This is a genomic window from Trichococcus sp. TS_SC_9 (genome assembly GCF_056156325.1).
The window spans coordinates 631,453-656,156 of the sequence record NZ_CM149591.1; the positions used below are offsets into that span (position 1 = coordinate 631,453).

22 protein-coding genes, 25 tRNA genes, 3 rRNA genes and 2 riboswitches are annotated in these 24,704 nt (G+C 49.4%); of the genes, 1 reads left to right on the plus strand and 49 read right to left on the minus strand.

Annotated elements, in window-relative coordinates:
- Window positions 1-103 precede the first annotated feature (103 nt).
- The 49 genes from nagB to AC0J5I_RS03070 all read right to left on the minus strand — a co-directional run bounded on the left by nagB (window position 104) and on the right by AC0J5I_RS03070 (window position 24,196).
- On the minus strand, window positions 104-811 hold the full coding sequence (nagB, locus tag AC0J5I_RS02830; protein WP_475303441.1) for a glucosamine-6-phosphate deaminase: 708 nt from the start codon (window positions 809-811) through the stop codon (window positions 104-106).
- Window positions 795-1,967, minus strand: coding sequence for an N-acetylglucosamine-6-phosphate deacetylase (gene nagA, locus AC0J5I_RS02835; RefSeq protein WP_475303445.1), 1,173 nt, complete (start codon window positions 1,965-1,967; stop codon window positions 795-797). The genes nagB and nagA overlap by 17 nt, the downstream gene beginning before the upstream one ends.
- A gap of 31 nt (window positions 1,968-1,998) precedes the next feature.
- On the minus strand, window positions 1,999-2,814 hold the full coding sequence (locus AC0J5I_RS02840) for a MurR/RpiR family transcriptional regulator (RefSeq protein WP_475303450.1): 816 nt from the start codon (window positions 2,812-2,814) through the stop codon (window positions 1,999-2,001).
- Complete coding sequence (locus AC0J5I_RS02845; protein ID WP_475303454.1) at window positions 2,762-3,019, minus strand: hypothetical protein; 258 nt, start codon at window positions 3,017-3,019, stop codon at window positions 2,762-2,764. The genes AC0J5I_RS02840 and AC0J5I_RS02845 overlap by 53 nt, the downstream gene beginning before the upstream one ends.
- A gap of 11 nt (window positions 3,020-3,030) precedes the next feature.
- Entirely contained in the window at window positions 3,031-3,522 is a 492-nt protein-coding gene (gene thiW, locus AC0J5I_RS02850) for an energy coupling factor transporter S component ThiW (RefSeq protein WP_475303458.1), read from the minus strand.
- A 129-nt stretch (window positions 3,523-3,651) separates the two neighbouring features.
- Window positions 3,652-3,753, minus strand: a riboswitch (TPP riboswitch).
- 63 nt (window positions 3,754-3,816) lie between these two features.
- Window positions 3,817-3,919, minus strand: a riboswitch (TPP riboswitch).
- A 36-nt stretch (window positions 3,920-3,955) separates the two neighbouring features.
- Window positions 3,956-4,939 carry a zinc-binding dehydrogenase gene (locus AC0J5I_RS02855; protein WP_475303463.1) on the minus strand — a complete coding sequence of 328 codons (984 nt, stop codon included), beginning with the start codon at window positions 4,937-4,939 and terminating at the stop codon, window positions 3,956-3,958.
- Window positions 4,940-4,962: 23 nt separating this feature from the next.
- A complete protein-coding gene (locus AC0J5I_RS02860) occupies window positions 4,963-5,838 on the minus strand; it encodes a DUF5131 family protein (protein WP_475303467.1) in 876 nt (291 codons plus the stop codon).
- Between the two features lie 21 nt (window positions 5,839-5,859).
- Entirely contained in the window at window positions 5,860-6,483 is a 624-nt protein-coding gene (locus AC0J5I_RS02865) for an ABC transporter permease (protein WP_475303471.1), read from the minus strand.
- Window positions 6,480-7,253, minus strand: coding sequence for an ABC transporter ATP-binding protein (locus tag AC0J5I_RS02870; RefSeq protein WP_475303473.1), 774 nt, complete (start codon window positions 7,251-7,253; stop codon window positions 6,480-6,482). Before AC0J5I_RS02870 ends, AC0J5I_RS02865 begins: the two co-directional genes overlap by 4 nt.
- A gap of 17 nt (window positions 7,254-7,270) precedes the next feature.
- Window positions 7,271-8,179 (minus strand): glycine betaine ABC transporter substrate-binding protein, encoded by a 909-nt coding sequence (locus AC0J5I_RS02875; RefSeq protein ID WP_475303475.1) that lies wholly within the window; start codon window positions 8,177-8,179, stop codon window positions 7,271-7,273.
- Window positions 8,180-8,809 (minus strand): ABC transporter permease, encoded by a 630-nt coding sequence (locus AC0J5I_RS02880; RefSeq protein WP_475303479.1) that lies wholly within the window; start codon window positions 8,807-8,809, stop codon window positions 8,180-8,182.
- Window positions 8,810-8,822: 13 nt separating this feature from the next.
- Window positions 8,823-9,113, minus strand: coding sequence for a hypothetical protein (locus AC0J5I_RS02885; RefSeq protein ID WP_475303483.1), 291 nt, complete (start codon window positions 9,111-9,113; stop codon window positions 8,823-8,825).
- Window positions 9,114-9,511: 398 nt separating this feature from the next.
- Window positions 9,512-9,850, minus strand: a complete 339-nt coding sequence (locus AC0J5I_RS02890; RefSeq protein WP_475303488.1) for a winged helix-turn-helix transcriptional regulator — start codon at window positions 9,848-9,850, stop codon at window positions 9,512-9,514.
- A 160-nt stretch (window positions 9,851-10,010) separates the two neighbouring features.
- Window positions 10,011-10,094, minus strand: a tRNA-Leu gene (locus AC0J5I_RS02895).
- Between the two features lie 45 nt (window positions 10,095-10,139).
- A tRNA-Cys gene (locus AC0J5I_RS02900) sits at window positions 10,140-10,210 on the minus strand.
- Window positions 10,211-10,232: 22 nt separating this feature from the next.
- Window positions 10,233-10,304 (minus strand) — tRNA-Gln (locus AC0J5I_RS02905).
- Between the two features lie 8 nt (window positions 10,305-10,312).
- Window positions 10,313-10,385 (minus strand) — tRNA-His (locus AC0J5I_RS02910).
- A gap of 14 nt (window positions 10,386-10,399) precedes the next feature.
- Window positions 10,400-10,480 (minus strand) — tRNA-Tyr (locus tag AC0J5I_RS02915).
- Window positions 10,481-10,493: 13 nt separating this feature from the next.
- Window positions 10,494-10,566: transfer RNA gene (locus AC0J5I_RS02920), tRNA-Phe, on the minus strand.
- Window positions 10,567-10,585: 19 nt separating this feature from the next.
- Window positions 10,586-10,658, minus strand: a tRNA-Asp gene (locus tag AC0J5I_RS02925).
- A 2-nt stretch (window positions 10,659-10,660) separates the two neighbouring features.
- A tRNA-Val gene (locus AC0J5I_RS02930) sits at window positions 10,661-10,733 on the minus strand.
- Between the two features lie 16 nt (window positions 10,734-10,749).
- Window positions 10,750-10,821, minus strand: a tRNA-Glu gene (locus tag AC0J5I_RS02935).
- A gap of 27 nt (window positions 10,822-10,848) precedes the next feature.
- Window positions 10,849-10,936, minus strand: a tRNA-Ser gene (locus tag AC0J5I_RS02940).
- Window positions 10,937-10,975: 39 nt separating this feature from the next.
- A tRNA-Ile gene (locus AC0J5I_RS02945) sits at window positions 10,976-11,049 on the minus strand.
- Between the two features lie 11 nt (window positions 11,050-11,060).
- Window positions 11,061-11,131, minus strand: a tRNA-Gly gene (locus tag AC0J5I_RS02950).
- 1 nt (window position 11,132) lies between these two features.
- A tRNA-Asp gene (locus AC0J5I_RS02955) sits at window positions 11,133-11,208 on the minus strand.
- 89 nt (window positions 11,209-11,297) lie between these two features.
- Window positions 11,298-11,370: transfer RNA gene (locus tag AC0J5I_RS02960), tRNA-Met, on the minus strand.
- Between the two features lie 29 nt (window positions 11,371-11,399).
- Window positions 11,400-11,489: transfer RNA gene (locus tag AC0J5I_RS02965), tRNA-Ser, on the minus strand.
- Between the two features lie 20 nt (window positions 11,490-11,509).
- A tRNA-Ile gene (locus AC0J5I_RS02970) sits at window positions 11,510-11,583 on the minus strand.
- Between the two features lie 14 nt (window positions 11,584-11,597).
- Window positions 11,598-11,671, minus strand: a tRNA-Met gene (locus tag AC0J5I_RS02975).
- A gap of 11 nt (window positions 11,672-11,682) precedes the next feature.
- Window positions 11,683-11,755 (minus strand) — tRNA-Ala (locus AC0J5I_RS02980).
- 15 nt (window positions 11,756-11,770) lie between these two features.
- Window positions 11,771-11,844, minus strand: a tRNA-Pro gene (locus AC0J5I_RS02985).
- 19 nt (window positions 11,845-11,863) lie between these two features.
- Window positions 11,864-11,937, minus strand: a tRNA-Arg gene (locus AC0J5I_RS02990).
- 32 nt (window positions 11,938-11,969) lie between these two features.
- A tRNA-Gly gene (locus AC0J5I_RS02995) sits at window positions 11,970-12,041 on the minus strand.
- 3 nt (window positions 12,042-12,044) lie between these two features.
- Window positions 12,045-12,120 (minus strand) — tRNA-Thr (locus AC0J5I_RS03000).
- 11 nt (window positions 12,121-12,131) lie between these two features.
- Window positions 12,132-12,213: transfer RNA gene (locus tag AC0J5I_RS03005), tRNA-Leu, on the minus strand.
- Window positions 12,214-12,216: 3 nt separating this feature from the next.
- Window positions 12,217-12,289: transfer RNA gene (locus tag AC0J5I_RS03010), tRNA-Lys, on the minus strand.
- 14 nt (window positions 12,290-12,303) lie between these two features.
- Window positions 12,304-12,377: transfer RNA gene (locus tag AC0J5I_RS03015), tRNA-Asn, on the minus strand.
- Window positions 12,378-12,399: 22 nt separating this feature from the next.
- Window positions 12,400-12,515, minus strand: a 5S ribosomal RNA gene (gene rrf, locus AC0J5I_RS03020).
- 91 nt (window positions 12,516-12,606) lie between these two features.
- Window positions 12,607-15,520 (minus strand): 23S ribosomal RNA (locus tag AC0J5I_RS03025).
- A 210-nt stretch (window positions 15,521-15,730) separates the two neighbouring features.
- A 16S ribosomal RNA gene (locus tag AC0J5I_RS03030) occupies window positions 15,731-17,289 on the minus strand.
- Together the 16S, 23S and 5S rRNA genes with 25 tRNA genes alongside form the textbook arrangement of a ribosomal RNA operon.
- A gap of 570 nt (window positions 17,290-17,859) precedes the next feature.
- Window positions 17,860-19,020: a glycerate kinase gene (locus tag AC0J5I_RS03035; RefSeq protein ID WP_475303492.1), complete on the minus strand. Its 1,161-nt coding sequence runs from the start codon at window positions 19,018-19,020 to the stop codon at window positions 17,860-17,862.
- Between the two features lie 116 nt (window positions 19,021-19,136).
- Window positions 19,137-19,937 carry an energy-coupling factor ABC transporter ATP-binding protein gene (locus tag AC0J5I_RS03040; protein ID WP_475303496.1) on the minus strand — a complete coding sequence of 267 codons (801 nt, stop codon included), beginning with the start codon at window positions 19,935-19,937 and terminating at the stop codon, window positions 19,137-19,139.
- Window positions 19,930-20,781 (minus strand): energy-coupling factor ABC transporter ATP-binding protein, encoded by an 852-nt coding sequence (locus AC0J5I_RS03045; RefSeq protein WP_475303500.1) that lies wholly within the window; start codon window positions 20,779-20,781, stop codon window positions 19,930-19,932. Before AC0J5I_RS03045 ends, AC0J5I_RS03040 begins: the two co-directional genes overlap by 8 nt.
- Complete coding sequence (locus AC0J5I_RS03050) at window positions 20,778-21,545, minus strand: energy-coupling factor transporter transmembrane component T family protein (protein ID WP_475303505.1); 768 nt, start codon at window positions 21,543-21,545, stop codon at window positions 20,778-20,780. Before AC0J5I_RS03050 ends, AC0J5I_RS03045 begins: the two co-directional genes overlap by 4 nt.
- Window positions 21,546-21,557: 12 nt before the next feature.
- Window positions 21,558-22,166: an ECF transporter S component gene (locus AC0J5I_RS03055; RefSeq protein ID WP_475303509.1), complete on the minus strand. Its 609-nt coding sequence runs from the start codon at window positions 22,164-22,166 to the stop codon at window positions 21,558-21,560.
- Between the two features lies 1 nt (window position 22,167).
- Window positions 22,168-22,923, minus strand: coding sequence for a nucleoside phosphorylase (locus AC0J5I_RS03060; RefSeq protein ID WP_475303513.1), 756 nt, complete (start codon window positions 22,921-22,923; stop codon window positions 22,168-22,170).
- 210 nt (window positions 22,924-23,133) lie between these two features.
- The gene (locus AC0J5I_RS03065; protein ID WP_475303517.1) at window positions 23,134-23,832 is read right to left on the minus strand and encodes an LrgB family protein; all 699 of its coding nucleotides are present in this window, start codon (window positions 23,830-23,832) and stop codon (window positions 23,134-23,136) included.
- The gene (locus AC0J5I_RS03070) at window positions 23,825-24,196 is read right to left on the minus strand and encodes a CidA/LrgA family protein (RefSeq protein ID WP_107996426.1); all 372 of its coding nucleotides are present in this window, start codon (window positions 24,194-24,196) and stop codon (window positions 23,825-23,827) included. The genes AC0J5I_RS03065 and AC0J5I_RS03070 overlap by 8 nt, the downstream gene beginning before the upstream one ends.
- 209 nt (window positions 24,197-24,405) lie before the next feature.
- Between AC0J5I_RS03070 and AC0J5I_RS03075 the strand changes: the two genes are divergently transcribed.
- Window positions 24,406-24,663, plus strand: coding sequence for a hypothetical protein (locus AC0J5I_RS03075; RefSeq protein WP_107996424.1), 258 nt, complete (start codon window positions 24,406-24,408; stop codon window positions 24,661-24,663).
- Window positions 24,664-24,704 lie beyond the last annotated feature (41 nt).

Consider the following 24,704-nt stretch of genomic DNA (forward strand, 5'->3'; position numbering starts at 1 on the left):
ATCACATGCTTTCCATGCTACCTCTGCTTCCATTGTAAACGTTTTAATCAAAAACGACAATCCGGAGACTCATGGGGAAGTAGCCTGTGGATTGTCTGATTCACTATTTTTTCGTGAGCATTTGTGCCGCTTCTTCATCGAGTATCACAGTCACATGCTTGTGGGTCTGCAGAACACTCGCCGGCAAATCTTCCGTAATTGGACCTTCCAACGCGGCTTTGACGGCAGCGGCTTTTTCTTTTCCGAAAGCCATCAGGATGATTTGTCTTGAAGATAGGATTGATTGGATTCCCATCGAATAGGCGAAACGCGGGACATCTTTTTCATCCGCAAAGTAACGTTTGTTGGAATCGATGGTGGATTGCCATAGCGCCACTTTCTGTGTCCGGGAATCAAAGGATGTGCCGGGTTCGTTGAAACCGATATGCCCGTTCGTGCCGATGCCGAGGATCTGTACATCAATCGGATTCGCCGCGATGATGGCTTCGAATTGCGCGCACTCCTCTGCCTCATCAGCCAAGCCGTCCAGCAGATAGTTTTTCTTGAAGGGTTTTGCATCGAACAAGTGCTCATGCATAAAATGATGGTAGCTGTGCGGACTGTCCTCGGACAAGCCCATGTATTCGTCCAGATTGATCGATGTCATATCCGAGAAATCAAGATCGCTTTCCCGCATGATTTTGTACAGTCTGACTGGCGTACTGCCGGTGGCCAACCCGAGCACTTTCGCCCCGCTTTCCATTTGCTTGCGGATTTTTTCGAATGCACAACGGCTGGCCTCTTCAGGGTTCGCTTTAATGATTATTTCCATGATCTGTAACCTGCTTTCTGTTATTTTTGAATACTGTCTTTCCAAAACTGATTGTCCGCTCGACCGCAAATGACTCCGAAAGTTGCACCATATCGGCATCTTTCCCCGGAGCGATGCCCCCTTTTCGCACCAGACCGAATTCGCGGGCCTGGTTGACCGAACTCATCTTTACCGCATCCAATATGCCGCAACCGGTGAAGGTCATGATGTTCTTGAAAGCCTCCTGGAATTCCAGCACACTTCCTGCCAAATTTCCGCTTTCCAGTCGGGCTTGTCCATCCTTGACGATGACTTTCTGTCCGCCTAATTCACTGATGCCATCGCCCATCCCTTTGGCGCGCATAGCGTCTGTGATCAACTCGATGCGGTCAGCGCCTTTTTGTTTGAAGGCGATTTTCACCATTTCCGGATTGATATGCAGACCATCGACAATCATTTCCGCATAGATGCCCTCCTCCAGGAAGGCATGTCCGGTCACACCAGGCTCCCGGTGATGGAGGCCTCTTTGCGCATTGAAGAGATGGGTGATGTGCGTTGCTTTGGACTGTTGCAATTGGCTGCGAAGAGCATCCGAATGTCCGACTGAAAGCACGATTTGGTTATCCAGGCAATACTTTTCGAAGGCAGTCGCATCACTCGTCTCCGGTGCATAGGTGACCAAACGGATCAAGCCTCCGCTCAAGTCCTGCCACTTGCGCATCAAGGCTGCATCCGGCAGTTTGATATGTTCTTCCGGCTGCGCTCCCTTATGGACGGCGGAAATGAACGGCCCTTCGAGGTGGATGCCTTGGATGACTGGATTTTTTTCCGCGGCCTTGCGGATGCCGGTCAACGCCTTTTCGATATTTTCGGAAGATTGCGTCATCGTCGTTGGAAAATAACTGGTGATTCCTTCCCGGTGCATCGTCACAATCATCCTGTTGATGCCATCCGCATCGCCGTCCATATTGTCCACTCCGTAGCCGCCATGGCTGTGGACATCAATGAAGCCAGGCACCAGTCTGCTTCCTGCCGCATTGATCACTTCCTCGTCAGGTTCGGGAATGTACTCCGACATGTTCCCGACCGCGTTGATTTCTTTTTCGAACCGGACATACCCGTCGACGATGACGGTTTCTCCTGTATACACTTCCGCATGGATGATCACTTTCTTCATGTGTATCCCTCTCTTCTATTCTATTCCGATTCTATTCCGATTTTTTTGAGTAACCCTGCACATTTGCTCTCGTCAGATCCATGTTGTATTTGAAGTTCTCGTCCTGCACCAGGAAGGTCGAAATCACATCGATCAGGTACATCATCCCGAACTGCGTGTTTACGAACGCCGTATTGTTGACGAAACGCGAGTGATAACCAAAGCACGTGACATCCGCCAATTTCGTCAATGAACTGTTTTTGAAGCTCGTCAGGGCGATGATCTTCGCTTTTTTCTGTTTGGCGATTTCCAGTGATGCGATCAATTCAGGTGTCTCGCCTGAATTTGAAATGGCGATCACTAATTCGTCATCCTTGATGATCGAGCTGTTGACGATCATCAGGTGGGAATCCGTGACCCCCGTGACATTCAGCCCCATCCGGATCAGGCGTTGCGCCAATTCGGCCGCCGTGAATCCGGAACTGCCGATGCCGTAAATGACTGTTTTGTTTGCGTTTCTGATCCAATCGACAACCGTTTCGATTGCTTGATCCTCGATCATCTTATTGGTTTCATCGATGACTTGCGTATAATAGCCATAGATATCGTCATAGACGGTCGGCATTTCTTTCAAAGGATGGTCGCTCGCCAATGAACGCAGCGCAATCTTCATATCCACAAACCCATCGATGTTGATGCGTTTACAGAAACGGGTGATGCTGGAGGTCGAAGTCTCCACCTTCGTCGCCAAATCCTTGATGTTCATGTTTTTGATGGATGCTTTGTTCTGCAGAATGTAATCCGCGATTTTTTTCTCATTCCCGGAAAAAGCGGAATAATGGTTTTGGATCTCTTCGATGATTGTCATTTTTCGTTATCTCCTCCAGTTTTGCGCAGCCACCAAAAGCGCGCTCCGTATTTCTTGCCTTCGCCTTTTCCTCTACGCTGATAGAATAACACATGAAAATAGTTTTTTCAATTATTATTTTATGAAAATCATTTTCTTTGTTATTTCTATTGGAGTCACTTTTAGACAGCAAAAAGCCGCCTCTTCCGAGAGCGGCTTCCTTCATGAGCAGATGCTTCAGATTCTGTTCCGGTCCAACACGTTTCTTTTTCCCATTTCCAGGATGATGAAATAAGCCATTCCCGCTCCGATGGCGGAACTGAGCGCGAAGCTCGGCAGGAAGAGCATCAATGCGGCTTCCATACCCATAAAAAACTGCGCAAGCAATGTACTCGCCAACGATCCCAGGATTCCGGTGCCTATCCACTCACCCAGTGCCGCGAAACCGATTTTTTGCGTTCTGGCGTAGAACAGACCTGCGCAAATAGCCCCGATCATGCTGCCCGGAAAGGCAAAGACGGTCCCTGTTCCCAACAGGTTGCGCAGCAAAGAAACACTGAAGGCCTGCAGGACGGCATACCCCGGTCCTAACCAGACAGCGGTCAATACGTTCAAAAGATGCTGCACCGGCGCTACTTTTGCAATGCCGATCGGAATGACGAAGATGCTGTTGCTGACCACCCCCATGGCGATGATCAAGGCAGTGGTGACTAATTTTTTTGTGTTCATAATGTTTTCCCCTTTTCAGTTTGATTTGTTCTTTTTGCAGCCTGATCTTTCCGAACCGTTTCCCTCCTCCAGAATTGAATGAAAATAAAAAGACACCTCCCCTGAGATGTCTTGGATATACGTACGGACTCCAGACCAAACTCAGTTCCCTCCGCCAGTACGAACTGGATCAGGTTTGAAGGGTTCCGACAGTGTCGGTCTCAGCGCTCGCGCGCACCCCTACTGAAATTAAAAAACGTTATATGATCTGATGCGAAAATCAGAAAATACAACGTTTTGATGTCTATTTATGCGAATAGTCAAACGCCACATTCCCTACGCTAGCATGAACTAGATCAGGTACAAAGAGTTCCGACAATGTCGGTCTCAGCGCAGTTGCGCACCCCCAGTGTTTCTCACTCAATTCTAACCAATAAGCTGCGGAAACGCAACCCTATTCTGAAGCTTGCTCTCCCGCAGCGCTCGGATCCAGCACGATGACTTTCCCGAAACTGTCCTGGCTCTGCAAAAAGGCATGGGCTTGGGCAACCTCTTCGAGCGTGAATACTTTCTCGGGCTCCACTGCAACGCCTTTCCCCTCAATGTAAGCCAGCAGTTCATTCAGCTTTTCGCCGGAGACGTCACTTGAATGGAAAGTAGTCAAATAGCTATTGTGCTTCAATTCCATGATGGGATCGAAATCCTCCAGGAACCATTTCCCGCCCAGTTGACCGGTGCTGCAGACAATGCCGGCTTCCCTGATATGGGAAAGGCTGTCCTTGAGCGTCGCAGGCCCGATCAATTCCAAAATCTTGTCGAAAGTCTCTTCCGTTTCCAACACGCCGTTGCGGTCTTCGATGTAGTCGGTGAAGCCGGCTTCCTTCAGTCGCTGACCTTTGTCGGCTTTCCGCGTGCTCCCGTAAATCCTGATATCCGGGAATTGGGCCCTGACCAACTTGGCAAAGGCAACCCCCACACCACTCGTTGCCCCCCGAACCAAAATTTGATCGGATGTTTGGATCCGCAGATTCTTCATGGAACCGAAAGCCGTATAGTAGGTTTCCGGAATGGCCGCCAGTTGGGACCAAGGTAAATTGGTGTGGATGGGGTAGATTTGGTCATTCGGCAACAGGACATATTCCGCATAACTCCCGTCGAAGGCTCTCCCCATCTCACCCATGATCGACACCACTTTTTGACCGAGCGGCAATTTTTCTTCGTCGCTCGTCCGTTCCACTATCCCTACACATTCAATCCCTAAAATACGGGGAAACGTGACCGAAGGGGATTTCCCCTCCCGCGTAAAGATTTCCGAATGGTTGATGCCGAAGCCCATGACTTTCACGAGCGACCAGCCTTCCCGTATTTCCGGAAGAGGAACTTCCTGATGCACCAGTTTTTCCGGTCCACCCGCTTCGTGCACTACGACTGCCTTCATTTCTCCGACATCCTTTCTTGTATTCACAACGACAGCATGCAGTTGGGTCTTCCCGATTGCATACCGCAAAATTTCTTGTAGGCACAGGAATCGCACAAAGTCACGGCATCGGTTTGAAAAAGCGGCACCGATTCGCCCTGGGCAACCCCTGTCAGGTGAACCGAAACCGCACGCCCTTCATAAAACAGTCCGGATTTCTTTGCTTGCTCCTGCTGCTTTCTTTTGTCCAAAATTTCATACTTCCGTCCGTTTTTCACGAATTGATTCCCGGTTTCGATGAATTCGAAATTCACATCATTTTTCACACAATCTTGATGCATCCTCTGCACCCATTCATAATGGCATTCCCTTGCCCCGTCATAGTTTTCCCCGCCGACGATGACGCGTTCGATTTTTCCGGAAGACAAATGCTGCGTCAAGTCGATTTCACCGATCAGCGGTGCCGCCATGATGCCTCTGTGTTTGAAAGGCAGATCCAGAAGTACCGGAATCCGCCTGTCGGCCATCTTTTGGTTTTCGGCTGAGACATTCATCCACACGTTCTCCCAACCATCCCCCCAATTTTCAGGCAGGCACTCTTTCACGCGCTTGATCCGTTTCGTCAGCAAGTAGAACAGCACGTCCGACCGCTTCTCGATCATCTTCCAGACTTCGCCGCGCCACTCGTCCGCTTCCTCAAGAAAGAAGTCCGAAGTCATGCAGACGCGTATCGTGGAACCGGGCGGTATGACGTAGTCGCCGCGCCGGTTCCTTTTCAGCGGCCGATCGAAGCTGCTTTGGACTTTATAAATATTCGCGCCAGCTTTCCCTCGTTGACTGTCCAAATGAAACATATAACAATTTTGGCATCCCGGGCTGACCTTTTTGCAGCCATGCCACGGGTTCCAGATATCACTCAAGCGATCACTCCTTTGAAAAGATCAGGCGTATCTCCGCCGCAAGGCATTTTCAAGAAAATACAAGACGACATTGACAAGCAGACACAACACCATCGACAGCACAGTGCCCCACAAAAGTTTTACGACGCTGAATGTCCGCAAGCCATCGAAAAGGACGGTTCCCAACCCGCCCGCATTGATCGTTGCGGCGATGGTTGCGATGCCGATTGTCGAGGTCGCGGCGATCCGTATCCCTGCGATGATGGAGGACATTGCCAATGGAAGTTGGATTTTTCTGAACATTTGATTCCTCGTCATGCCCATCCCGACAGCGGCTTCGATGATTGTCGGATCGATCTCTTTGATTCCTGCAGAAAAACTGCGCAACAGGACATATTGGCAATAAATCACCAATACGATGATGGCCGTAGTCCTCCCCAGTCCCGTCAACGGGATCAAGATGGCAAAAAGGGCCAGGCTTGGGATCGAATAAAGCAAAGAAGTCAGGTAAATCAAGCCGTTCATCACGCGTTCCTGATGCATGCAGGCCAAGATTATGCCACTTGCGATGAGGATGGCGATCGTCAGCGTCGTCCCCACTAGTTCGATATGCTGAAGCGTGGCGGTCAGCAGTTTTTCATAATAGGTATTCCAGTATGCAATCATTTCAACTCACTCCAAAATGCCTCTTGTTCCTTTACGGTGGCAATCAAATCCGCAACAAACTCTGTTTTCGGATTTCGCATGATTTCCCGCGGCGTATCAAATTGACAAATCTTACCTTTGTCCATTATCAGCACTCTCGTCCCCAGCTTAAACGCCTCATTGATGTCATGCGTGACCAACACAAAGGTTTTGTCGCCCAATTCTTTATGGATCTTTTGCAGTTCATTCTGCAGTTGCAGGCGCGTGATTGCATCGACCGCTCCAAACGGTTCATCCAACAGCATCACTTTCGGATTGGCGGCAAGTGCCCTTGCGACGCCGACACGTTGTTGTTGCCCGCCGGATAATTGTTTCGGCTTTCTGCCGGCAAACACTTCCGGGTCCAATTGAACAAGCTCCAACAATTCTTTGATGCGGGCTTGGATCGCCTTCTTGTCCCACTTCAGCAGTTCCGGTACTGTCGCGATATTTTGGGCAACAGTCATATGCGGAAACAGGCCGATTTGTTGGACGACATAACCGATTTTCCGCCTAAGATCTACTTCGTTCATTCCGCTGATGTCCTCCCCGAAGAAGGTTATGTTTCCTGTATCTTCGCGGATCAAGCGGTTAATCATTTTTAAAGTCGTCGTTTTGCCGGAGCCTGAAGACCCCAGGACAGTGATGAACTCGCCTTCCTTAATCTCAAAGGAGATATCATCGACTGCCTTCGTGCCCCCTTCCCCGTAGAGCTTCGTCACATTTTTGAATTCTATCGCGGTTTGCTCCATGCGGCCTCAACGCCTCCTTATTTTTTCGAATCAAAGTACTCTTTCGCTACCGCTTCATATTCTTCTCCATCGACATCCACTTTGGCATTCAATCCGGTCACCGTTTCTGTATCCAGCGTGCTGCTGATGTTGTTCAAAATTTCTGCAATCTCAGGATTTTCTTCCAACACTTCATTCCGGATCACTGGAGCCAAATTGTAAGGCGGCCAGAATTTCTTGTCATCCACCAAAACCGTGAATTCTTCTTTATTGGTCAGTTGTCCTTCTGTCGTATAGGCCGGGGCGACATCCGCTTCATCATTTTTTAAGACTTCGTATTTCAAACTGTTGTCGTAGACTGTCGAGCTCTTCCAGTTGAATTCACCGTATACTTTTGTCAAGCCAGGCAGGCCATCTTCCCGCTGATCGAATTCACCTTGGGAAGCAAAACGCAGCTCAGTTGCATGTTCCTGCAGATCAGAAACAGTCTCGATGCCGTATTTTTCGGCTACGCTCGTTTTGATGACCAGCCCCGCACTGTCATTGGCTTCGGCATAATCCAACCAAGTCAGATTAAACTGCTCTGCGTATTCTGCCTTGATTGTATCATAGACTTTCTGCGGGTCGGTTTCCATCTCCATTTCCAATATTACCAACAGACCTGTACCTGTATACTCCGGATAAAGATCGATTTCATCATTGGTGATCGATGTATGAACGACCGAACTGGCGATATTCGGGATCCGTTCAACCCCATACCCGGCATCTTCCAGAGCCAACGCATAAATTTCCGAAACAACCAAGTTTTCTGTGAAATCCTTCGATCCCACGCGGATGACTGTATCTTCCGTGCTGCCATCGCTTCCGCCAGTCAGGCCTGAACAACCTGAGACTATAAGTGTTACGGCCAACATTGCAATCGTACTGATGATATTTTTTCTTTTCATTTAATTTATGCTCCTTTTAATTATGTAATCAAGAAAGATGCTTGTCGTGAAGGCAATCATCGCTACTGATACCCCTCCAATGAGAAGCAGATCCATCCTGTTCAAACCCAATCCTGTAAAAATCAATGTTCCCAAACCGCCAGCACCGATGTATGTAGCCAACGTCGCACTCGATATGATTTCCACCAACGCCAGCTTCACACCGGTCATCACAAAAGGAAAAGCCAGCGGAATCTTCACCCTTTTTAAGAGCTCCCAATCGGTCATCCCCAAACCCTTTCCCGTTTCGATCATCACAGCAGAAACTTCCAGGAATCCGACCGTTGTATTAACCAAAATCGGCGGAATTCCCAATAACACTAAAGCGATCAACGCTGGAGCCCTTCCGACGCCTATGAAAGAGATCAATAAAAAGAGGACCGCCAAACTGGGGATAATCCTCAAGGCTTGAGAACTGAGGGTGATTATCTGACTGAGCTTCCGGTGCTTGTGGCTGATGTATCCTAGCGGAATGCCGATCAAACAAGAAATCCCGATTGCTTGGATACTCAATCCAAGGTGCTGATAAACGTAAATCCAATATTGACTAAAATTCTCTTGAAAGTATTGCAGTATGTCATCAACTAGCATTTTTGACCTCCTCTCATTTTAAGCAACGATCCGAAAAATCTGCTATCTCACTAAACACCTTCAAACTGGCTGTGCCGCTGCTCATCAAGGAGTAATAGCACTGTCTGTCCCCCTTCATCTGTTTGATGACGATCGTATCCGCCTGCAGCCGCCACAGACATCTGACCACATTTTCTTTTTTCTCGCCAGTCAATCGGACGATATCATTGCAGCTCATTGTCGGATAGTAAAGGAACAGGTACATAATGGCAATCTTAATGTCTGTATCAAAGATTGTTGCAAATACCAATACAGGATCTATCATTACACGCGTTCCCCCTCCTTCAACACATGCGCACCGAAAATCACCGCCGAGACAGCTTCTTCGTACAAGCAACGTAGTCAGGAATGGCATTCGTGCTGGCCTGACTTGCTTAACGCCTCACTGATATTTCTCCCTTTCCATACTTATGGACAGATTTCCATACTCTGACTATATCGTTAAAGATGCCCTTACAATAGTACGCACTTTTTTATCAGGTACTTACCTTTTTGTAACCTGCTGCTAGAAGGATACTTACACAAGGGAATGCAAAAAAAACTCCCTTTTGAAGCATTATAACGCTTCAAAAGGGAGTATGAAAATGATACAACTTTTGGCAGCCGCATCGGATTACAAAAAAGAGCGGATGCGCAATCCGGCCCCCTCCTTCCTATGCTGGCTTATTTTTGTTCCAATAGATTATTTTTGATATAATCCGTTCCCCAGTCACTCATGCTGTTGATGATAGGTCTTAAGGAATCCCCAAGATCGGTTAATGAATATTCCACTCTGGGGGGCACTTCAGCAAATACTTCCCGTTTCACAATCCCATCCGTCTCCATCTTCCGAAGATTTTCAGTCAATACTTTTTGGCTAATACCCTCAACCAATCGGTGCATTTCATTAAAACGCTTGGTTCCTGTCAACAATTCACGCATTATCAGCAGTTTCCATTTATTTCCGATCAGATCGACGGTTGTCGCAACCGGGCAAAATGGCAATTCTTCTTTAGTCAGCATCTTTTTCACCTCATAGATAGTAGGTTTCTTTTTGTAAGTTACCACGAATTATATACCTAAAAAGCGCTTATTTCAAATATTCCTTTCAGTTTCGTGTATAACTATGCAAAAAAACAGGCTCTCAACGATGATGTGATCGTTGAGAGCCTATTTTGTGTGATACCGGCGGCCGGGGTCGAACCGGCACGCCCTTGCGGGCACTGGATTTTGAGTCCAGCGCGTCTGCCAATTCCGCCACGCCGGCATGATATGAAGAATGCAATTTTCCATCTTACTTGTACTTATGGAAAGGCGGTAACCGGATTTGAACCGGTGATAGAGGTTTTGCAGACCTGTGCCTTACCACTTGGCTATACCGCCGAGGTGTTACTATTTGAAAAAACTGGGCTAGCTGGATTCGAACCAACGAATGACAGAGTCAAAGTCTGTTGCCTTACCGCTTGGCGATAGCCCAATAAAGAGGGCGACCGATGGGAATTGAACCCACGAATGCCGGATCCACAAACCGGTGCGTTAACCACTTCGCCACGATCGCCATAATAATAAGAATGGAGGGAGGCAGATTCGAACTGCCGAACCCGAAAGAGCGGATTTACAGTCCGCCGCGTTTAGCCACTTCGCTATCCCTCCATCATATAAAAAATGGTCCGAGACGGATTCGAACCGCCGACACCTTGAGCTTCAATCAAGTGCTCTACCAACTGAGCTATCAGACCAAAATAAAATTTAAAAAAACGGCTCCGACGGGATTTGAACCCGCGATCTCCTGCGTGACAGGCAGGCATGTTAACCCCTACACCACGGAACCAATGGAGGTTGACGGGATCGAACCGCCGACATTCTGCTTGTAAGGCAGACGCTCTCCCAGCTGAGCTAAACCTCCATAATGCTGGAAACAATGATCCGTACGGGAATCGAACCCGTGTTACCGCCGTGAAAGGGCGGTGTCTTAACCGCTTGACCAACGGACCATGCTTTTATTCTTTGCGATAAAGCTACGGAGAAGGAGGGATTTGAACCCTCGCGCCGCGTTAACGACCTACACCCTTAGCAGGGGCGCCTCTTCAGCCACTTGAGTACTTCCCCATAACAAGAAATTTTCTGTTAATATTGTTGCTTTATCAATGGGCCTAAATGGACTCGAACCATCGACCTCACGCTTATCAGGCGTGCGCTCTAACCAGCTGAGCTATAGGCCCTTCTTTAAAAAAGCGGGTGAGGAGAATCGAACTCCCGACATCAGCTTGGAAGGCTGGGGTTTTACCACTAAACTACACCCGCATGGCGGCTCCGACGGGATTTGAACCCGCGATCTCCTGCGTGACAGGCAGGCATGTTGACCCCTACACCACGGAACCATGCGTTAAAATTTTTTGAGGTTACACTGTGGGCTTGCGCCCAAGTGTATCATGCTTGTAAGCTGCTGAAGCAGCGACAATCATGACAATTGCGGGGACAGGACTTGAACCTGTGACCTCCGGGTTATGAGCCCGGCGAGCTGCCAACTGCTCCACCCCGCGATAATAATACAATGGCCTGAGGCCACTAAAGGAGGATAAGGGATTCGAACCCTTGCGCGCTTTTACACGCCTGACGGTTTTCAAGACCGTTCCCTTCAGCCGGACTTGGGTAATCCTCCATAAGCTGATAATTTTTTCATGGACCTTGCAGGACTCGAACCTGCGACCGGACGGTTATGAGCCGTCTGCTCTAACCAACTGAGCTAAAGGTCCGAAGCAAGGTATAATAGCGGCGAAGGGGGTCGAACCCATGACCTTCCGGGTATGAACCGGATGCTCTAGCCATCTGAGCTACACCGCCAAAAATGAAAATGGAGCCTAGCGGGATCGAACCGCTGACCTCCTGCGTGCAAGGCAGGCGCTCTCCCAGCTGAGCTAAGGCCCCGTGAAGATTGTTGAATCGGGAAGACAGGATTCGAACCTGCGACCCCTTGGTCCCAAACCAAGTGCTCTACCAAGCTGAGCTACTTCCCGGTGATAATTATGTGAAAAATGCACCCAACAGGAGTCGAACCTGTAACCGCTTGATTCGTAGTCAAGTACTCTATCCAATTGAGCTATGGGTGCAAAAGACAGTGCAAAGCACTATCTAAATTTGAAGCGGAAGACGGGGTTCGAACCCGCGACCCCCACCTTGGCAAGGTGATGTTCTACCACTGAACTACTTCCGCGAATGGTGCCGGCTAAAGGATTCGAACCCTCGACCCTCTGATTACAAATCAGATGCTCTACCAACTGAGCTAAGCCGGCGTATTAAATTATGCGGGTGGAGGGACTTGAACCCCCACGCCTTGCGGCGCTAGATCCTAAATCTAGTGCGTCTGCCAATTCCGCCACACCCGCAAATGAGTTATGCAGGGCTCGAACCTGCGACCCTCTGATTAAAAGTCAGATGCTCTACCAACTGAGCTAATAACTCATCTTAAGAAAAAACTCCGCAAGTAGGACTCGAACCTACGACATCATGATTAACAGTCATGCGCTACTACCAACTGAGCTATTGCGGAATAATTCTGTATACAAAAAAAAGCGCGGCAACGTCCTACTCTCACAAAGGGAAACCCTTCACTACAATCGGCGCTAAGAAGCTTAACTTCTGTGTTCGAGATGGGAACAGGTGTGACCTTCTTGCCATCGTCACCGCACATTTTTCAAGAGAACGTTGTTCTCTCAAAACTGAATCTACAAATTTAAAGGGAACCCGAAAACACCGCTTGAGTTTTCATCTTTTAAAAATTGGTTAAGTCCTCGACCGATTAGTATTGGTCCGCTCCATACATCGCTGTACTTCCACTCCCAACCTATCTACCTGATCATCTCTCAGGGGTCTTACTCACTTAAAGTGATGGGAAATCTCATCTTGAGGGGGGCTTCACGCTTAGATGCTTTCAGCGTTTATCCCGTCCACACATAGCTACCCAGCGATGCTCTTGGCAGAACAACTGGTACACCAGCGGTGTGTCCATCCCGGTCCTCTCGTACTAAGGACAGCTCCTCTCAAATTTCCAACGCCCGCGACGGATAGGGACCGAACTGTCTCACGACGTTCTGAACCCAGCTCGCGTACCGCTTTAATGGGCGAACAGCCCAACCCTTGGGACCGACTACAGCCCCAGGATGCGATGAGCCGACATCGAGGTGCCAAACCTCCCCGTCGATGTGAACTCTTGGGGGAGATAAGCCTGTTATCCCCAGGGTAGCTTTTATCCGTTGAGCGATGGCCCTTCCATGCGGAACCACCGGATCACTAAGCCCGACTTTCGTCCCTGCTCGACTTGTAGGTCTCGCAGTCAAGCTCCCTTCTGCCTTTACACTCTACGAATGATTTCCAACCATTCTGAGGGAACCTTTGGGCGCCTCCGTTACATTTTTGGAGGCGACCGCCCCAGTCAAACTGCCCGTCTGACACTGTCTCCCTGCTCGCTAAGAGCAGCGGGTTAGAGTGGTCATATCACAAGGGTAGTATCCCACCGTTGCCTCCTCCGAGACTGGCGTCCCGGTATCATTGGCTCCTACCTATCCTGTACATGTGATACAAACACGCAATATCAAACTGCAGTAAAGCTCCATGGGGTCTTTCCGTCCTGTCGCGGGTAACCAGCATCTTCACTGGTACTATAATTTCACCGAGTCTCTCGTTGAGACAGTGCCCAAATCGTTACGCCTTTCGTGCGGGTCGGAACTTACCCGACAAGGAATTTCGCTACCTTAGGACCGTTATAGTTACGGCCGCCGTTTACTGGGGCTTCAATTCAAAGCTTCGCTTGCGCTAACCTCTCCTCTTAACCTTCCAGCACCGGGCAGGCGTCAGCCCCTATACGTCATCTTTCGATTTTGCAGAGACCTGTGTTTTTGATAAACAGTCGCTTGGGCCTATTCACTGCGGCTGACCTTGCGGTCAGCACCCCTTCTCCCGAAGTTACGGGGTCATTTTGCCGAGTTCCTTAACGAGAGTTCTCTCGCACACCTTAGGATTCTCTCCTCAACTACCTGTGTCGGTTTGCGGTACGGGCAGTTACTTTCTCACTAGAAGCTTTTCTTGGCAGTGTGACATCAGGAACTTCGCTACTAAATTTCGCTCCCCATCACAGCTTGTCCTTAAGAGAAAAAGCATTTCACTCGTTCTCAGACTTGCTGCTTGGACACACATTTCCGATCGTGTGCATTCCTTAGCCTCCTGCGTCCCTCCATCGCTCAAACAAAAGCAACTGGTACAGGAATATCAACCTGTTGTCCATCGCCTACGCCTATCGGCCTCAGCTTAGGTCCCGACTAACCCTGGGAGGACGAGCCTTCCCCAGGAAACCTTAGTTATTCGGTGGACGGGATTCTCACCCGTCTTGCGCTACTCATACCGGCATTCTCACTTCTAAGCGCTCCACCAGTCCTCACGATCTGGCTTCGATGCCCTTAGAACGCTCTCCTACCACGGAACCCGAAGGTTCCATCCACAGCTTCGGTGATCTGTTTAGCCCCGGTAAATTTTCGGCGCAGGGTCACTCGACTAGTGAGCTATTACGCACTCTTTAAATGATGGCTGCTTCTGAGCCAACATCCTAGTTGTCTATGCAACCCCACATCCTTTTCCACTTAACAGATACTTTGGGACCTTAGCTGGTGGTCTGGGCTGTTTCCCTTTTGACTACGGATCTTATCACTCGCAGTCTGACTCCCGGATCTAAATCAATGGCATTCGGAGTTTATCTGAATTCGGTAACCCGAGAAGGGCCCCTAGTCCAAACAGTGCTCTACCTCCATGATTCGCATATCCGAGGCTAGCCCTAAAGCTATTTCGGAGAGAACCAGCTATCTCCAAGTTCGATTGGAATTTCTCCGCTACCCACACCTCATCCCCGCACTTTTCAACGTGCGTGGGTTCGGTCCTCCAGTGCGTATTACCGCACCTTCAACCTGGACATGGGTAGGTCACTTGGTTTCGGGTCTACGACCTCATACTTATTCGCCCTATTCAGACTCGCTTTCGCTGCGGCTCCGTCTTTGCAACTTAACCTTGCATGAAATCGTAACTCGCCGGTCCATTCTACAAAAGGTACGCCATCACCCATTAACGGGCTTTGACTACTTGTAGGCACACGGTTTCAGGTACTGTTTCACTCCCCTTCCGGGGTGCTTTTCACCTTTCCCTCACGGTACTGGTTCACTATCGGTCACTAGGGAGTATTTAGCCTTGGGAGATGGTCCTCCCGGATTCCGACGGAATTTCTCGTGTTCCGCCGTACTCAGGATACTGGTAGAGCTGATTTGGATTTCGCATACGGGGCTATTACCCTATTTTGCGCAACTTTCCAGTTGGCTTCTGCTATCCATTGCAGTCTCATGTCCCAGTCCTACAACCCCAAAGAGCAAGCTCTTTGGTTTGGGCTTTTCCCGTTTCGCTCGCCGCTACTAAGGGAATCGAATTTTCTTTCTCTTCCTGCAGGTAATGAGATGTTTCAGTTCCCTGCGTGTTCCTCGATACACCTATGTATTCAGTGTAACGTAATATCCTATCAAAGATATTGGGTTGCCCCATTCGGAAATCTCCGGATCAAAGCTTACTTACAGCTCCCCGGAGCATATCGGTGTTAGTCCCGTCCTTCATCGGCTCCTAGTGCCTAGGCATCCACCGTGCGCCCTTATTCACTTAACCTATGGTTAAGCTCGCCATTGCTGGCTTGCTAACTTATTTCGTTAAAAACTCATTTAAGTTAACTTAAAACGCGGTAAAATGTTTAGGTTTCTTACTTTATTTTTGTAGTATTCAGTTTTCAAAGAACAAATTGTCTTGCTTGAGAGATTGATCTCTCAAAACTGAACAAAGAATGATTGAACCAAGCAAGGATTCCATTATATTCCTTAGAAAGGAGGTGATCCAGCCGCACCTTCCGATACGGCTACCTTGTTACGACTTCACCCCAATCATCTGTCCCACCTTAGGCGGCTGGCTCCATAAAGGTTACCTCACCGACTTCGGGTGTTACAAACTCTCGTGGTGTGACGGGCGGTGTGTACAAGACCCGGGAACGTATTCACCGCGGCGTGCTGATCCGCGATTACTAGCGATTCCGGCTTCATGCAGGCGAGTTGCAGCCTGCAATCCGAACTGAGAATGGCTTTAAGAGATTCGCTTGACCTCGCGGTCTTGCTGCTCGTTGTACCATCCATTGTAGCACGTGTGTAGCCCAGGTCATAAGGGGCATGATGATTTGACGTCATCCCCACCTTCCTCCGGTTTGTCACCGGCAGTCTCATTAGAGTGCCCAACTGAATGCTGGCAACTAACAATAGGGGTTGCGCTCGTTGCGGGACTTAACCCAACATCTCACGACACGAGCTGACGACAACCATGCACCACCTGTCACTTTGTCCCCGAAGGGAAAGTCCTATCTCTAGGATTGTCAAAGGATGTCAAGACCTGGTAAGGTTCTTCGCGTTGCTTCGAATTAAACCACATGCTCCACCGCTTGTGCGGGTCCCCGTCAATTCCTTTGAGTTTCAGCCTTGCGGCCGTACTCCCCAGGCGGAGTGCTTAATGCGTTAGCTGCAGCACTGAAGGGTGGAAACCCTCCAACACTTAGCACTCATCGTTTACGGCGTGGACTACCAGGGTATCTAATCCTGTTTGCTCCCCACGCTTTCGAGCCTCAGCGTCAGTTACAGACCAGAGAGTCGCCTTCGCCACTGGTGTTCCTCCATATATCTACGCATTTCACCGCTACACATGGAATTCCACTCTCCTCTTCTGCACTCAAGTTCCCCAGTTTCCAATGACCTTCCACGGTTGAGCCGTGGGCTTTCACATCAGACTTAAGGAACCGCCTGCGCTCGCTTTACGCCCAATAAATCCGGACAACGCTTGCCACCTACGTATTACCGCGGCTGCTGGCACGTAGTTAGCCGTGGCTTTCTGGTCAGATACCGTCAAGGCTGGAGCAGTTACTCTCCAACTTGTTCTTCTCTGACAACAGAGTTTTACGATCCGAAAACCTTCTTCACTCACGCGGCGTTGCTCCGTCAGACTTTCGTCCATTGCGGAAGATTCCCTACTGCTGCCTCCCGTAGGAGTTTGGGCCGTGTCTCAGTCCCAATGTGGCCGATCACCCTCTCAGGTCGGCTACGTATCATCGTCTTGGTGAGCCATTACCTCACCAACTAACTAATACGCCGCGGGTCCATCCATAAGCGACAGCACAAAGGCCGTCTTTCCTTTCTCGATCATGCGATCAAGAAAACTATGCGGTATTAGCACCCGTTTCCGGATGTTATCCCCCTCTTATGGGCAGGTTACCCACGTGTTACTCACCCGTCCGCCACTATCTTCTCAGTGGAAGCAAGCTTCCATAGAAAAGACCGTTCGACTTGCATGTATTAGGCACGCCGCCAGCGTTCGTCCTGAGCCAGGATCAAACTCTCATGTAAATGTGGACTCTTGTACAGAAATCCTACACGTTAAGCTGATTGCTCTTGTTGTTTTGCTGACTTTATGTTTGCGATACTAAGTATCGTCTTCGTTTGCTTCGACCGAAGTCTAAGCTCCTTGCACATTTGGTTCGTTCATTCTTTATTCAGTTTTCAAAGGTCAATCGTATATCACTCGGTACGTGATAGCTTATTTATAATATCGCAACTTTCCGATTTCGTCAAGAACTTTTTTGAATTATTTATTCTTATTATTCCTGAATCAAAATCGCTCGAGCAGCAACTTTTATATGCTATCATTACGAAGCCTCACTGTCAACACATTATTTGCGTTTAATTGTTCGGCGCTTCAGATAACTTATTAATACTAACACTTGGCCCCAACCTTTGTCAATGCTTTTTGAACACAAAATTGACCAAAAAGAGATCGTCTCTCTCAGTATCATCGGATGCCCCATGTACACTCCTGAGAAAAAGGTGATCAGCTCTAGCGCATTCGACAAAAAAACTGCATCAGCAAGGCTTTCAAGGAGTCAGGAAGACTTGCTGATGCAGATGCTAAAGGAATATTCACACTGATAGAGGCACTTTCCTTGTCAACAGAAAGGCCCGGAAAGACGACTCGCCGGCATTTGCGATCAGTTTTTCTGTTTGCGAAATGGCTGTATCCAAATCCATCGGTTTGTTGATGATGTCCAAAATCAGGTCGATGCCTGTCGCATAGATTGGTCTGAGGTCATCATCGCTGCTGCCGACAACCGCGATGACCGGCAAGTGATATTTCTTCGCCAGTTGGGCGATGCCCACCGGCGCTTTTCCGTTCAATGATTGCGAATCCATTCTGCCTTCGCCAGTGATGACCAAATCTGCATCTTTGAAATGGGATTCGATTTCGAGGATGGACAGGACTTTCGAGATGCCGCTGTAGCTTTTCGCTCTACAAAAAGCCATCAAACCGGCTCCTAATCCTCCTGCCGCACCTGCTCCAGGCGCTTCAAGAACAGCTATCCCTAAACATTCTTCGATTTTTTCTCCATAGTGATGCAATAACTGGTCCAATTTACGGACATCCTCCGAGGGCGCCCCCTTCTGAGGCCCATAAATATAGGATGCTCCATTCTCCCCGCATAAAGGGTTCGTCACATCGGACAGGATCGTGAAGGTGACGTCATGGATGCGTGTATCCAAACCACTGTCATCTATAGAAGCAATGTCTCCCAACTTGCCTGCACCGAACGGAATTTCTTTCCCTTCGCTGTCCTTGAAAGAGACCCCCAGCGCCTGCGCCATTCCGACTCCCCCGTCATTTGTGGCGCTTCCCCCGACGCCGATGAAGATTTCTTTGACGCCGCAATCCAAAGCAGCACGGATCAATTCGCCGGTTCCATAAGTCGTCGCGCGATAAACGTCGTTATCCGCGAGGTCAACCAAGGTCAATCCCGACGCTTCAGCCATTTCGACGACAGCGATGTTGTCTTTGATGATGCCGAATTTCGCCTGGACTTTGTCACCCATCGGTCCCGTGACGTCAGCATAGCGGTATTCCCCCTTGCATCCGATCACCAAAGCATCCACGGTCCCTTCACCCCCGTCAGCAACAGGAACCTTGACGATTTCCACGTTGCGGTTCAGGCGCAGGATTCCTTGTTCGATATAGTCCTCCACCTGGATGGTTGACGCGCTGCCCTTAAAAGAATCGGCAGCAATGACTATTTTAAATTCCTTCTCCATTTATTTTGCCCCCTTTCATTCAGCCTCCGCAGCTGACTTAATATATACTATATCAGCTCTTGTTTACCCATAGGCTGCGCTGCATTAACGGTGGCTATATAGTGACAAAAAATTTATCAGTGTTTCTCCAAAGCGATTTCAACTTCTTCCACACTCAGCAAATCGCCAGGGATGCCCAAAGCCTGCGCGATTTTCATGGCTTGAGGCTGATCCAGATAGGCTTGCTGCAGGAGGTCTTTTTTGCTGAAGACTTCCCTCGCCTCGCCTTCAAGCAGCAATAGCCCTTGGCTGAAGACGACGACTCGTTCAAAAACTGCCGCCGCAAAGTCCATGTCATGCAGAATGCACACAACGGCTTTCCCTTCTTCTTGCAGGTTTTCGATTACTTTTTTGATGATTGCTTTTCCGGCCGCGTCCTGCCCCATCGTGGGTTCATCGAAAATGACGATGGGCGTGTCCATCGCCAAAATCGAAGCCAACGCCACCATCTTTCTTTGCGCTAAATTGAGGTCGTACGGATTCACCTTCTCGACGTCAACCAATTCTACTTGGGCCAATGCCGCGCGGGAACTGGCCCTCGCCTCATCCAAGGACTGTCCGATATTCAACGGACCGACCATCACTTCATCCAAAACCGTATTCTTGAAAATCTGATCATCCGGGTTCTGAAAAACCAGACCGATCTTCTTGGATATCTGGGCAACCGTCAAAGTTTTTAAGTCGATCCCGTCTAGCAGAATCCTGCCGGAATCGGGGCGCAAGAGTCCCTTCAGCAGTTTCACGAAGGTCGTTTTTCCTGATCCGTTCTGCCCGATGATGGCAGTTTTCCGGTCATCCAACCTCAGATCGATGCCTTTTATGACGGGTGTCGCTTTATCGTAGGCAAAATGCAGCTTCTCTATTTCCAGTTTATTCATGAGGGACACCTTCTTCCGCAAGCAAGCCTTTCAGCTCATCCAATTCCACAGGATAATGCCCATTGGCCTTCCGCCTGTTCAAATGGCGGGCGATCGCGGTCACAGCTGGCGATTGCACTCCTAGAGACGCCAGATCCTCGCGTGAAAAAACAGCTTCAGGTGTGTCATAAGCGATCAATTTGGCGTCATCCAAAAGCAGGACCCTGTCTGCGTACTGCGCGATCTTTTCCATCTTCTGCTCGGCCATGATGATTGTGATGCCTTCTTTCGTGAGGTTCTCCACCACTTTGAAGACCTCTTCCGACCCTTGCGGATCCAGTTGGGAAGTGGGTTCATCCAAAATCAGCACTTTCGGCTTCATCGCGACCACGCCGGCGATCGCAACACGCTGCATTTGCCCGCCGGAAAGATCGAACGGGTTCTTGTCCTTCACTTTGCGGATGTCCAGCAAGTCCAAGCTTTCTTCGATCCGCTTGATGATTTCTTCGCGCGGCAGTCCCATGTTCTCCAGACCAAAAGCGATTTCTTCATATACGGTAAAACGCGAGCCGGTGATCTGGGAAAACGGGTTTTCGAACACCAACCCGGCTGTTGCAGTGACTTCGCTCACATCCGTCGTGCGCACATCCAAACCGGCTATCATTACCGATCCGCCGTAGGCCCCTTTGAAGAAGTGAGGCACCAAACCGCTCAGCGCATAGCATAAAGTCGATTTGCCGGCGGTGTTCCTTCCGATCAGGCCGATGAATTCGCCCTCTTCGACCGAAAAGCTGATGCCGTCCAACGCCAATTTGGTCGTGTCGGGATAGCGATATTTCAGATCCTTCACTTCTATGATGCTCATCCCATCACCCTCCAAACGATCAAACCGGCCAGAATCAACAAGAGTAAAATATTCAACAAAGTACTGTAACGATAGGACTTCGCTTCATTCAGATAGGTTTTCGGCGTATCCCGATCGAAGCCGCGCACATCGAGCGCAATCGCTCTCTCCCGGGTATCGTTCAGGGCGTTCAGTATGACGGGTCCCAGTAACGGGAAGAATGCCTTTATCCGGACAAACAGGCTGCCCTCAGTCTCCATCCCGCGCGACCGTTGTGCATCCTGGATTTTGCCATAGGTGGCCCGAAGCTGCGGGATAATCTGCAGGACCGAAAGGATGACGTAACCGATTTTCGGCGACATGCCTTTCTGCTGCAGCCGTTCAACCAGTTCCGTCGGCGAAGTCGTCAGTACCAATACCCCAAAGGCGCTGACCATATTGATGACGCGCATGGTCAGACGCAAGGCAATAACCAGGCCCTCTTTGTAGAATTTTATCGGGCCCAATTCATAAAGCAACGTTTCATTAGCAGGATTGAAAAAACCCTGCACCACGACAATCGACAAAATCAATAAAAAACTGAGCGCGATTACCGGCAAAATATTGCGGAAAACTTTCCCCACCAACAAGATGCCCAAACTGGTCAGCATGACTGCCGCGACTTCCCACAAATTATCCAGTAAATAAGCAGCGGCAATACTCACGACGATATAAAGCATCTTCGTCAGTGGATCCAAACGATGGATCGGCGAGTTGCGCGGTACATACAAAGTCATAGCATCCATTCAAATCAGCCCCTATAGTTCTTCTATCGCGCCATCCTTCAGGAAGGTGTTCGTAAGTTTCTTCGGCAAGCCCCTGAAGATAAAATAACTGATCAGCACCGTCACTAGTTTATCCGGCACGTCCACAACGATGCTGTCCAGGAAAGAAGCCAGCCATTGCGGTTGCCCATTCGAAATCAGCACAGCATAGAGGGCATCCCCCCAGACATTCCCGGTCTGTCCGCCCCAAAAAAGGATGTTCAAAGGCGTCGAGACGGTGGCCGCAACCACACCGATGATCAAACCTGCCAACAGCACGGTCTTGATGTCCTTGAACCAGCCTTTAGCGGCAAACAGACCCGCCATCAAACCGATAACTGCGCTGGTGATCGCATACACTGTAGAAATCGGGTCGGCCGTCACACCATAGATGACGTTGTTGATGATCCCGGAAGCGGCACCGATCACCGGACCCGCCAACATACCGGACAATACCGTACCGATCGAGTCCAACCAAAGCGGCAGACGCAATACGCCCGCGATGTATTTGCCGAGATAATTGATCCCGATTGCGATCGGGATCAAAACGATGGAAGCCGTAGATAATTTGTAGCTCAGTTTGTTTTTTGTTTCTGCATTCATTTTATTCTCCTCCTTTTACCTGATGCCATGCATGGAAAGCGGATAATGCCAGTTTGATTTGATTCTGCTCCCCTTGCTTGGTGGCTGCTTCTCCGGAAACGAATTGACGGACGCCTTCTTCCATCCCTTCATCTGGACCAACGACGACATTCAGCAACGAAGCGGTCTTCAACCCCCTCAGTGCCCCAACAACGAACAAAGTAGCTGTTTCCATATCCGACCCGATGATGCCATGGCCGCTCCAATAAGCAGTAAGTTGCGCTTCACGGGCGGTGTAGAAACTGTCGTGGCTGCGGACAATCCCCAAACGGTGAGGGATCCGCTCCGTTTCCGCAATTTCCCGCAGCTGCATCAACAAATCCAGATCGGCAACGGCGGGATATCCGGAATCGACATAGGCCTTGCTGGCGCCATCATCCCGGACCGCTGCTGTCGCGATGATCACATCGCCCAAATGCACTTCCGGATGCAAGGAGCCGCAACTGCCGATCCGGATGATGCCTTCTATTCCGATCCTCGCCAACTCTTCGATGGCTATCGCTGTTGATGGCCCGCCGATCCCAGAGGAAATGACTAGGACTTTTAGCCCTTGATAGGTCCCCAGAACACTCTTGTACTCGCGATTGAACGCTAAATCCACAGCGTCCTCCAACAGCAGTTTCACTTTTTCCACGCGGGCTGGATCACCCGGCAACAGCGCATATTTCACATCCAAATCGGCTGGCAATTGAATGTGCGCCTGTAGTGTTTGTTCCATTTCTCCACCGTCCTTTTCGCAATGATCAACTCCGGAATGGCCCGACAAAACTTCAAGATACTGATACCCATTATGAGTTCAGTATAGCATAGAGCCCAACGTCTGGCATTGGATAACCCTTGATGGAAATACGGCTTTCCCGGTACACAAAAAGAAGCAGTCTCTTTTTTAATTAGAGCTGCTTCTTAGGTTTTCTCTTAGTTATTTGATTTACTGGACGAACAGCGCCGCAAGCGGGATCAACCCCACCATCATGACGCCCGATACGACCATCGCCAGGCTGCTCATGGCACCCTGCAGCTCGCTTGCTTTCAACGATTCCGCCGTCCCCATGGCGTGGGAAGCCGCACCCAAAGCCAAGCCTTTGGCAATCGGTTCTTCGATCCTGAAGATTCTGAAGATAAGCCCGGAAACCACAGTCCCGAAAATACCGGCGAAGATGACCCCAGCCACTATGATCCCTGAGACTCCGCCGATCAGTTCGGTCGTGTCCAGAGCGATGGCCATCGTGATCGAACGAGCCAAAGTGGAAAGGGTCGTGATTTCGCTCATCTGAAGAAACAGAGCCAAGCCGATGATCGTGACCAGACCGCTGATCATCCCCGCCAGACAACTGATCAGGACGACCCAGCTGTTCTCGCGCAAAATCTTGAACTGCCGGTAGACCGGAACGGCCAGGCAAATCGTGGCCGGCGTAAGGAGATCGGACAATACTTGCGCGCTTTTTTGAAAAACCGCGACTTCGATGTCCAGCCCAATGATCAAGACCATCACCAGGATCGTCCCGATCAGCAAGGGGTTCATGAAGGCGTAGGGATATTTTTTGTTCAGCTTCAAGCCGATCATGAAGGCGCCCAAACTGATGAACAGTCCGAGATATTTCGTCGTTTCCAGCAGATGATCAATCATTCCTGTCAGCCTCCTTCGCTTTCTTCCTTCTTATCATTCCTTGCGCCAAAAGCCCGGTCGTCACCAAAATCACGATGGTGGATCCGACGTTGACGGCTACCCAACTTGTAAAGTTTTCGGCGATCTGCCCATAGGAAGTGATGAGCCCTGCTCCGCTCACGACGAACAGCGCAGGCATGATGCCCAACAACAGATTGGCAGCATTTTCCACTTGTTGGAGTTTCAGCGCGCCCGTCATCAACAACAGGAACAGCAGCGACATGCCGTAGATGCTGGCTGGAATGGGCAGCGGAATGAAAAGGGCCAGCAATTCGCTTACGGCTGAAATAGCGATGATGACGGTAAATTGTTTTAAATAGTGCATGACGATAGGATGACTCCTTCCTTGTCCAAAGTAATCCGGACTTTCTCACTATCCAGTATACCGGCTTCCGATCCGAAACGATATATCCCACAACCCAAAATCCCGCTTTTCGATTCGGTTTAATCCTGTTACACGATACAGACGGCGGCTTAATGATGTATAATAAGCCGTGCAGCAAATGAACAAGAACAGAAAGAAGGCGAAAATAAATGAACTTAGAAAAATTGATTGAAAAGATTGCAGCGTTCAAAGCAAGCCATCCCGAAGGTACGTTTGAATTCTTCGTGCAACCGCAACGGGATTTGGATGATCTTTATGCCGAATTGCTGATACTGGATGTCGAAACAGATGCAGAAGGCAACGCAACAGCCCGCGCTGAGGAAGCATTGATTACATTGGAAAACCCGTCAAATGATGAATTGGCTATGCTTGAAGATATCGCTGAGTCCTTAAAACAATATCTATAAAAAGAAACTCCCTGAAGGAGCCCTGCATTTTGCAGGGCCTT

Excerpts from the sequence above, each read along its gene's own strand:
- nagB (WP_475303441.1), bottom strand. The coding sequence starts at position 811 with ATGGAAATAATCATTAAAGCGAACCCTGAAGAGGCCAGCCGTTGTGCA.
- nagA (WP_475303445.1), bottom strand. The coding sequence starts at position 1,967 with ATGAAGAAAGTGATCATCCATGCGGAAGTGTATACAGGAGAAACCGTC.
- AC0J5I_RS02840 (WP_475303450.1), bottom strand. The coding sequence starts at position 2,814 with ATGACAATCATCGAAGAGATCCAAAACCATTATTCCGCTTTTTCCGGG.
- AC0J5I_RS02845 (WP_475303454.1), bottom strand. The coding sequence starts at position 3,019 with ATGAAGGAAGCCGCTCTCGGAAGAGGCGGCTTTTTGCTGTCTAAAAGT.
- thiW (WP_475303458.1), bottom strand. The coding sequence starts at position 3,522 with ATGAACACAAAAAAATTAGTCACCACTGCCTTGATCATCGCCATGGGG.
- AC0J5I_RS02855 (WP_475303463.1), bottom strand. The coding sequence starts at position 4,939 with ATGAAGGCAGTCGTAGTGCACGAAGCGGGTGGACCGGAAAAACTGGTG.
- AC0J5I_RS02865 (WP_475303471.1), bottom strand. The coding sequence starts at position 6,483 with ATGATTGCATACTGGAATACCTATTATGAAAAACTGCTGACCGCCACG.
- AC0J5I_RS02870 (WP_475303473.1), bottom strand. The coding sequence starts at position 7,253 with ATGGAGCAAACCGCGATAGAATTCAAAAATGTGACGAAGCTCTACGGG.
- AC0J5I_RS02875 (WP_475303475.1), bottom strand. The coding sequence starts at position 8,179 with ATGAAAAGAAAAAATATCATCAGTACGATTGCAATGTTGGCCGTAACA.
- AC0J5I_RS02880 (WP_475303479.1), bottom strand. The coding sequence starts at position 8,809 with ATGCTAGTTGATGACATACTGCAATACTTTCAAGAGAATTTTAGTCAA.
- AC0J5I_RS02885 (WP_475303483.1), bottom strand. The coding sequence starts at position 9,113 with ATGATAGATCCTGTATTGGTATTTGCAACAATCTTTGATACAGACATT.
- AC0J5I_RS02890 (WP_475303488.1), bottom strand. The coding sequence starts at position 9,850 with ATGCTGACTAAAGAAGAATTGCCATTTTGCCCGGTTGCGACAACCGTC.
- AC0J5I_RS03035 (WP_475303492.1), bottom strand. The coding sequence starts at position 19,020 with ATGGAGAAGGAATTTAAAATAGTCATTGCTGCCGATTCTTTTAAGGGC.
- AC0J5I_RS03040 (WP_475303496.1), bottom strand. The coding sequence starts at position 19,937 with ATGAATAAACTGGAAATAGAGAAGCTGCATTTTGCCTACGATAAAGCG.
- AC0J5I_RS03045 (WP_475303500.1), bottom strand. The coding sequence starts at position 20,781 with ATGAGCATCATAGAAGTGAAGGATCTGAAATATCGCTATCCCGACACG.
- AC0J5I_RS03050 (WP_475303505.1), bottom strand. The coding sequence starts at position 21,545 with ATGGATGCTATGACTTTGTATGTACCGCGCAACTCGCCGATCCATCGT.
- AC0J5I_RS03055 (WP_475303509.1), bottom strand. The coding sequence starts at position 22,166 with ATGAATGCAGAAACAAAAAACAAACTGAGCTACAAATTATCTACGGCT.
- AC0J5I_RS03060 (WP_475303513.1), bottom strand. The coding sequence starts at position 22,923 with ATGGAACAAACACTACAGGCGCACATTCAATTGCCAGCCGATTTGGAT.
- AC0J5I_RS03065 (WP_475303517.1), bottom strand. The coding sequence starts at position 23,832 with ATGATTGATCATCTGCTGGAAACGACGAAATATCTCGGACTGTTCATC.
- AC0J5I_RS03070 (WP_107996426.1), bottom strand. The coding sequence starts at position 24,196 with ATGCACTATTTAAAACAATTTACCGTCATCATCGCTATTTCAGCCGTA.
- AC0J5I_RS03075 (WP_107996424.1), top strand. The coding sequence starts at position 24,406 with ATGAACTTAGAAAAATTGATTGAAAAGATTGCAGCGTTCAAAGCAAGC.